This is a genomic window from Anabaena sp. FACHB-1237 (genome assembly GCF_014696225.1).
Lineage (GTDB): Bacteria > Cyanobacteriota > Cyanobacteriia > Cyanobacteriales > Nostocaceae > FACHB-1237.
The window spans coordinates 1-8,239 of record NZ_JACJPV010000077.1; the positions used below are offsets into that span (position 1 = coordinate 1).

At 34.7% G+C, this 8,239-nt stretch carries 7 protein-coding genes; 5 read left to right on the forward strand and 2 right to left on the reverse strand.

The window, feature by feature from the left end:
• Positions 1-392 precede the first annotated feature (392 nt).
• Complete coding sequence (locus tag H6F32_RS19865; RefSeq protein ID WP_190370997.1) at positions 393-959, forward strand: cofactor assembly of complex C subunit B; 567 nt, start codon at positions 393-395, stop codon at positions 957-959.
• 1,070 nt (positions 960-2,029) lie between these two features.
• Here the strand turns inward: H6F32_RS19865 and H6F32_RS19870 are convergent.
• Positions 2,030-2,353 (reverse strand): DUF3155 domain-containing protein, encoded by a 324-nt coding sequence (locus H6F32_RS19870; protein ID WP_190370998.1) that lies wholly within the window; start codon positions 2,351-2,353, stop codon positions 2,030-2,032.
• 410 nt (positions 2,354-2,763) lie between these two features.
• Between H6F32_RS19870 and H6F32_RS19875 the strand changes: the two genes are divergently transcribed.
• From H6F32_RS19875 to H6F32_RS19885, 3 genes are all read left to right on the forward strand, one after another.
• Positions 2,764-4,083, forward strand: a complete 1,320-nt coding sequence (locus H6F32_RS19875) for a sensor histidine kinase KdpD (RefSeq protein ID WP_190370999.1) — start codon at positions 2,764-2,766, stop codon at positions 4,081-4,083.
• A 314-nt stretch (positions 4,084-4,397) separates the two neighbouring features.
• Positions 4,398-4,535, forward strand: a complete 138-nt coding sequence (locus tag H6F32_RS19880; RefSeq protein ID WP_190371000.1) for a photosystem II reaction center protein K — start codon at positions 4,398-4,400, stop codon at positions 4,533-4,535.
• Between the two features lie 221 nt (positions 4,536-4,756).
• Positions 4,757-5,053, forward strand: a complete 297-nt coding sequence (locus H6F32_RS19885; protein ID WP_190371001.1) for a 2Fe-2S iron-sulfur cluster-binding protein — start codon at positions 4,757-4,759, stop codon at positions 5,051-5,053.
• 262 nt (positions 5,054-5,315) lie between these two features.
• Here the strand turns inward: H6F32_RS19885 and H6F32_RS19890 are convergent, their stop codons facing one another.
• Positions 5,316-5,525, reverse strand: coding sequence for a hypothetical protein (locus tag H6F32_RS19890; RefSeq protein ID WP_190371002.1), 210 nt, complete (start codon positions 5,523-5,525; stop codon positions 5,316-5,318).
• Between the two features lie 472 nt (positions 5,526-5,997).
• On the opposite strand from H6F32_RS19890, the gene H6F32_RS19895 reads away from it, so the two are divergent.
• Positions 5,998-8,073 carry a tetratricopeptide repeat protein gene (locus H6F32_RS19895; RefSeq protein WP_190371003.1) on the forward strand — a complete coding sequence of 692 codons (2,076 nt, stop codon included), beginning with the start codon at positions 5,998-6,000 and terminating at the stop codon, positions 8,071-8,073.
• Positions 8,074-8,239 lie beyond the last annotated feature (166 nt).

Sequence of the window (8,239 nt, forward strand, 5' to 3'; positions counted from 1 at the left end):
TGTAGATGTCTATGTTGCATTGTGCTGTCGAGAGTTTAGTAATTTCTCTCATTCTCCCATACCGATTACTAGACGACCCTTATTTATCAATGCACTATTTTTTTATTCTGTCAATGCGTAAGTCCTATAAGATTATCTTTATTAGACATAGGACTGAAAATTAAATGTGCGTTGTTTAAACTCCTTGTAGAGACGTTACAGCAGTTTCCGTTATTACGAGGTACAGATGTTAATGATAAAACCCTTGTAACACAGGCATCCTGCTATGTTCATAGTGTACCTCATGTAGATGGAATGTGCTGTATATAGAACGTCTCTACATTATTGACTACCACATCACCACATATCTATTTAGTGTTTCCCAATCACCAATCATCAATACTAACATCTTTATGGAATCCTTAGTTCTCCCCTCTACTTTTTTCCTGACTGTGCTATCATTGATAGGATTATTTTTCTTTATTAGAGCTTCTATCAAAGACCGCACTACATTAATGCGCTTTACCTCAAAACAAGACGAAGCGACTCTGATGAATGCTTTAAAATCCTATTTTCAGTCCCGCGCTTATCGTGTGATATCTATAGACGCTAATAAGAATCAAGTTACTTTTCAAGGGTTTGTTAGACCTAGTTGGTTTTTAGCTATCTTCTTAACTTTGCTGGCAATTATTGGTATATTGTGTTTATCTTTGATTGTATCTATCGAATTTCCTAGTTTGGGAAAAATTTTTCTACTGTTGTTACTTCTGTCCCCTTTAAGTGGTATTCTATATTGGCGAAACTCAGGGAAGCTTGAGCAGGTGTTACTAAAGATGGAAAATAACAATAACATTTATAGTAATATTCCTAATAACCAGCTTAGTGAACAACCATCCTCAAGTATAATTACTTTGATTGGCCATCGAGATGAACTTTTAGAGTTGCAAAAAACTTTACAACTCCATTCTTTTGATGGTTAATTTGCTTGTTGACAACTCACAGTGGTGGTATACTAGCAAGGTACTTGTTGTTCCAAATAACAAGTCCGACACAGCCTACCATAAATCTTTACAACAGAGGTTACTCTAGCGTCTGTGTAAGTTCTTTGAGTTATTATCAACTTCTGGGTATTGCTGAACCCATGTATCAAATTGAGAAATTCAAAATTTGAAACTTTGCATTTAACGGACTGAAAGTGACTCGCTTCGCTGATGCGCGAAACAAAATTCATGCCGCCATTATGCAATGCCTCAACTTTTGTTGTAAACTTCTGACCCAATTTTTGCGGAAATTGGCTTGAGGAAGAAGTAGCTACACTACACTTGATTGTGTTGTTGTTTTTCCTGATGACTTGAGCCATAAAGAAAATTGCAGGTTGATTGACAGAGATTCCCTGAAGTATCTTTTGTTAACTATTGGCCATCTGCTATATAAAACCTAGACAAAACTAGACTTTACTTTCTACTTAAACGAGGCGCATAGGAGCAGATATCCCTCTATAGACTTACACGCTGTAGCCCAACGCGTCTTTCTTTTACGAAGATTCTTGCTTGGTTTTCCCCTTACTTGACAGTCTTAATTCAATACCTGCCTGTCGGCAGACAGGCTTGATATCGTAGGATTATATATCAAGTATTTGATCTTTTGAGCTAAAATACATTGATTTTTGTCAACGTCTATAAAATTGTCAACTTAGAACTAGCTCAACTTTTTTTGTCAATCTATAACTGAATGTTCAACACGATGTATATCAATCTCAGAGACTTCAATGTAGTAACTGTGATGATACATTTTTCAGCGTTCTTGTTAGCCACTTTTTTCTCTATCTCTACCTCCCAATTACTCATTAGACTAAAAAGCAACCCATAATCTGACAATTATGAGATGTTGATATTCTAATGAATTTGGAGAAATTTACTGACAAACTCTAGAAGCATATTAAACACAAAATTAAAAAAAGTGGAAATTTTGTATAAATGCAGCAATTTTGCCAGTTAATGATTGTTAGAGTCAGAAGTTACGTTTAGCAATACAGATGATCTTTGATTGTTTACCTAGCAGCTACAGCAACAGGTTCTGACGGTGTTGTTGAGGGAGATTCCAAAACTTTTAGACTAGGAAACAAAAAATGATTTTCTTCGACGTATTGAGCACCAAACAGACCTTTTTCTGCCCAAAAATAACGGTCTGTGGTGTGTTCATTACGTTTTACTAATAACAATGCCGGTGGTAATATACCTTCAGCTTGAATGAATTTTCTCGCTGCTGTCACTGGTTTATCTTCACCACTTTCTAAGCTATATTGAGGAACGTGTTCTAATATACGTCTTCCTTCTTGCCGACGACGGCTTTTGCGTTTACGTCTCCTTGCCAATCTCTTTTCCTCCTCATGTCTTGTTACTATTGTAATTATAGTTACAAAATACGTGGTCATTATATAGGTTTTCACCAAAAAAATCAAGGGTTTTAATTTTTGGATATAACTAAGGTATATACTGGAAAAACTCTGAAAACTACGTTTGTTCTAGGGTTGCAGTCAAAAAAAACTTTTTGGCACTTATAAGTTTTTTGTGAAAATTAGTTAAGATTTATGAAGAATCTTCTCAGAATTCAGGAGTCAAGATCATAAGCTGATGTTCAACTTAATTATCCCATCAAAAAAAACCCGTGAAATTAAGTTGCAGTTAAAGCAGTATAAGCATCATGCTTGTATTTTATATTCCAATTAAACCTACAACAACTTATTATCAATTACCCATTACCTATTTACTAATCTGTTAAACAATGCTAATATCTGCTGGTTCTGATTTTTTGGCTTTATGTCGGGAACAAATAGCACTTCTAACTCAAGGGTTAGGAGCATCATTTAGTGTTGTTTATTTAACAGAAGAAATCGTAGAAACGCCTACTCAAGAATCAAGACTCATTCCAGTGGTGGTTTATCCAGAAACCTTATTATTACAATATGGGGATGATGCTAATAATGTAAAAATGACGCAACCTATAGCCATGGATGATATTTTTAGTGTAACAAATCAAGAGAAAAATTTACTGGTTCCTACTTGGGTATATACTGATAAACAGGGAAAAGGAAGTGAAAGAAGGGAAAGAAATTTATGGGATAATTGGGATAATTTACAAGATTATCAAGTTGTGTCACCTTTAATTTATGAAGGTGTAATGATGGGTTTATTAGTGACGGGTAGGGAAGATAGAAGTTGGAATGAAAAAGAAGAGGAAGAAATTAAACGTATTGCAAAAACTTTAGCGATCGCTTGCATTTTAGAACAACGTAGTGTATGGTGGCAACAACAGTTACAACAGGAAAAAGTTCTTCAATCACAACAACGCGATTTATTAGATAATTTATTACATCAATTCCGCAACCCCTTAACTGCTATTCGCACTTTTGGCAAGTTGTTATTAAAACGGTTTATCCCTACTGATAAAAACCGAGAAGTAGCTAGTAGTATAGTACATGAAAGCGATCGCTTACAGGAATTATTGCAACAATTTGATCAAGTTATTGACTTAACAACATCGGAAGTAATTATTACAGCAAATGTAGATAATGAAGGTAAATCTACATTATTATTACCAGGTACAGGTGATCAGTTGACTAATTGTCAAATAGCAGATATAATCAAACCATTGTTAATATCGGCCCAAGCGATCGCTCAAGAAAAAAACTTACAATTAATCACAGATATTCCTCACAATTTACCTTTAGTAAAAGTCAACGAAAAGGCTTTACAAGAAGTATTAAATAACATTATAGATAATGCATTAAAATATACTCCTGATGGTGGTAAAATATTGATTGCTATTGGTGAAGAAAAAGACCATTTTCAAGGTATTATTATTAGTGATAGTGGTTATGGCATTCCTCCTGAAGACCTAGCGCGTTTAGGAGAAAGATATTATCGTGGTAATAAGTCACAAACAACTATTCCAGGAACAGGTCTAGGAATATCTATAGCTAAACAATTAATAGCAGAAATGCACGGAACACTGGAAATTTTTAGTCCCGCTATTAAGCCATTAAATAGTTCTTCAGAATATCCAGGTACTACTGTAATCGTTTGGTTATTAGAAGACAATTGATAATGAATTATGAGTGTACGCTGTTTCTACAGATATAAAACAGTTAGTGGCTGAAAGCAAACGAATACGGATGAACAAAGATAAATGTAAATAACATAAGAAGTATCAAAAATAATATAAAACTATAAAAATATTACAATAGATTTACACCTTTTAGATTAAAAATATTTCTTTTGAAAAAGACTAACAAAATTATTAATGAGAAATTAAATAAAAAATAATCACGACTTGTAAATTAACAATTTAATGGTAGAATAAGGCTTGTAGCTTATATAACAAAAAAGCTATGTTCAACTAAGTGAATTTCAACAAACATGGAAGCAGCACTATTATTGGCAAAACTCCCTGAAGCCTACCAAATATTTGATCCCTTGGTAGACATACTTCCCGTAATTCCCGTATTTTTCCTGTTACTTGCTTTTGTATGGCAAGCAGCAGTGGGTTTCCGCTAAGTTAATTGTCTCACAATTTGTGGACAGGTGTTCTATATCATCTGTCCTATTTTTTTGATCTTTTTTCGATAAAAAAATTTATTATTCTTAATATTTTGCAATCAAACAATATAATTATATATAATTATATAAGATACTTTACAAATCTTGAAAAATAGTCATTGGTAAGGTGTGTTATGTACGGCTTACTAAAGATAAAAATAATTACAAAGGGTAAGAAAATGGGTAACATTAAATTTGTCAAAGAGAATAAGGAAATAATTGCAGCAGATGGGGCAAATCTCAGATTGAAAGCTGTAGAAAATAAGATTGATATATATAAATTCTTCGCAAAAGTGACTAATTGTGGTGGAGTCGGGCAGTGTGCTACCTGTGTTGTAGAGATTATTGAAGGATTAGAAAATATTTCACCGCGTACAGATGTAGAAAATAAGAAGTTCAAAAATAAGCCAGATAACTACCGTCTTGCTTGTCAAACCCTTGTTAATGGACCTGTGAGTGTAATTACAAAACCTTAAAAATTCTCAATAAGTAGGGGTAAAGCGCAATGCCCATTGATGTCAAGTTAAGCTGAAACCCTTAATAAATAAGGAGGAAAAGAGCGATAGCGCGGAATGTCCTTCTTGCTGACCTAGCGATCGCTAGGTCAGCATTCGTAGCCAGGGGAGTTGCTGTTACTATGTCTTGATTTTCTAAAATTTCTAAAATTTTAAATAAATCTGATTCATTAATTCCCCTTAGTTACATTAAATGTTGTAAAATTTCCAGAGGTTTTGCAGGTTATAAAGGGTGATTTTCTGTTTGATATTTTTCTACTAACGTTATTAGTAAATTATATAAAACATCTTGTTGAACAGTTCTATTATTGTTAAATAACAGTTTTTCAACTTCTTGTAATGCTGATTGATATTCTACATCATTCTCAATAATCTTCGGAGCAATTTTAGCCAGAAGTTGACCGTAGAGATTACGATCAATAATATGAATCATTTTTATAGCTATCCTTGCTTTAATTAAAGTTCACAACTATACTATTAGAGGATGTTTGTAAAGTCTAAATTAACACAAAAATCGGCGATTGGAAAGATACGGGTTTACACGGGCAAAACCTGCCTACGCAGGTTAAAAATCCTTGGTTTTTCCTTATTCCACGCAGGTGGTCACTGAACCTGTCGAAGTGTGGACTTTGCCTGTATAGTAGCGAATTATATTCGCTCTATACTTTTAAAACATCCTCTTAGCAATAATTTAAACAATAATGAGGATTTTTTCTTAATTAACCTTATCTACAGCAGTTTCCGTTATTATGAGGTACAGATGTTAATGATAAAATCCTTGTAAAAGAGTCATCTTGCTGTGTTCATAGTGTACCTCATGTAGATGGAATGTGCTGTATCTTCCCGAAAACAGGGAAAATACTATTGGAGTATATTGTAAAGGCTTTCCTACTCCACTTTAACTTATGGATAAAGAGCGTCGACGGGCATATTATCAGCTAATTGAACACCTGCTTAGTTGTCCCAATGGTGAACAAGCAGCTATATTACAAGCTAACAGGGAATTACTTGATGTTGGCTTTTTAGAATTGCTGAAGGTAGGGGTAGAACAAATGTCTACCCAGGAAGGACAAGAAAATCGTGCTAACCGGTTGATGTCTTTAGCTTCTCAACTGGGTGAAGAGTTAAATTTTTTATTAGAAGTATTACAAGCAACTGCACACAGTGAAGGCAACCCCCAGGTAGTTTACCCTTTACTAGCAGCGAATATAGATAAATTGAATCTGAATTGTGCCCAATTATTAAAAAATACACTAGAAGAAGCAGAACCAGACGCACAACAATTTTTCGCTGTAGTTGACTTTAGTAATTTGATACAGCAATTTCCTTTAGGCAACAAAGCCGATAATATGGAAATTGCTATTACTAGTTATGAAATCGCTTTAACGTTTTTTACCCGTGAAACTTCTCCAGAAAATTGGGCAGGTACGCAAAATAATCTAGGTCTTGCCTACAGTGATAGAATCAGGGGGGATAAAGCCCAGAATTTAGAAGATGCGATCGCTGCTTATACTAAGGCTTTAGAAGTTTATACCCGCGATGATTTTCCTGTACAATGGGCAACGACGCAAAATAATCTAGGGGTTGCCTACAGTAATAGAATCAGGGGGGATAAAGCCCAGAATTTAGAAGATGCGATCGCTGCTTATACTAAGGCTTTAGAAGTAAGAACCCGCGATGATTTTCCTGTGGATTGGGCAATGACGCAAAATAATCTAGGGAATGCCTACCGTAATAGAATCAGGGGGGATAAAGCCCAGAATTTAGAAGATGCGATCGCTGCTTATACTAAGGCTTTAGAAGTTTATACCCGCGATGATTTTCCTGTACAATGGGCAACGACGCAAAATAATCTAGGGGCTGCCTACGGTGATAGAATCAGGGGGGATAAAGCCCAGAATTTAGAAGATGCGATCGCTGCTTATACTAAGGCTTTAGAAGTAAGAACCCGCGATGATTTTCCTGTGGATTGGGCAACGACGCAAAATAATCTAGGGGCTGCCTACAGTAATAGAATCAGGGGGGATAAAGCCCAGAATTTAGAAGATGCGATCGCTGCTTATACTAAGGCTTTAGAAGTAAGAACCCGCGATGATTTTCCTGTAGAAAATGCTCAAACTTTATTGAATTTGGGCATGACTTATCAAGATTCAGATCAAGATTCAGAAAAGTTAAATTTAGCTTACGATACCTTTAAATCTGCTATTCACACAGTTGAAGATATACGGGGGGAAATTATTTCTGGGGAAGAAAGTAAACGCAAACAGGCAGAACAATATAATCAGTTATATGGAAGGATGGTGGAAGTTTGTTTAGGTTTGGGTAAAGAAACGGAAGCTATCAGTTATATTGAACGCAGTAAAACCCGGAATTTAGTGGAACAAATCTTCATTCGTGACTTACAAAGTATCTTTCCACTTGAGGTGGTTAAGCAACTGGAAGAATTAGAAGATAAGATTGCTACTGGACAAAATTTAATCCAAACTGGCAAAGCTGAAAATCACCAAAATTTAGCCCAAAATCTGCAAGAATTGAGACAACAAAGGCAAAAATTACAAGATGAATATTTACCCATTGGTGCTAGTTTTGAATTTACCTCATTAAAGAATATTGTTGATAACCATACAGCAATTATTGAATGGTATATTGCCATCAATAAATTTTTTGCTTTTGTGATTCAACCAGGAGGTACAGAAATCAGAATTTGGCAATCTTCAGCAGAGAATTTTGATCAATTATTTGCTTGGGCTAGTAAATATGTAAATGATTATAACGAAAACAAAGAAACAAAAAAAAGATGGGAAGATGAGTTAAGTAACAATTTACAGCAACTAGCCCAAATATTACAACTAGAAGAAATATTAAAGCTAGTACCATCACAATGTCAAAAACTGATTTTAATTCCCCATCGTTTCTTACACCTTTTCCCTCTCCATGGGTTACCTGTACAGGACTTACGCAACTGGCACAGCGATCGCTAATTATTAGTATATGTGTACTGCAATAATGAAGATGTTATGGAATCAGACTGATTGAGAATTGTTAATAGTAATAGATTAAATAAATGACGGGTATTAATTTTATGAGAGAATGATGATAGGGTACATTAAGAAATTAATTAACGATGAAATTTACTAAACTTAATTA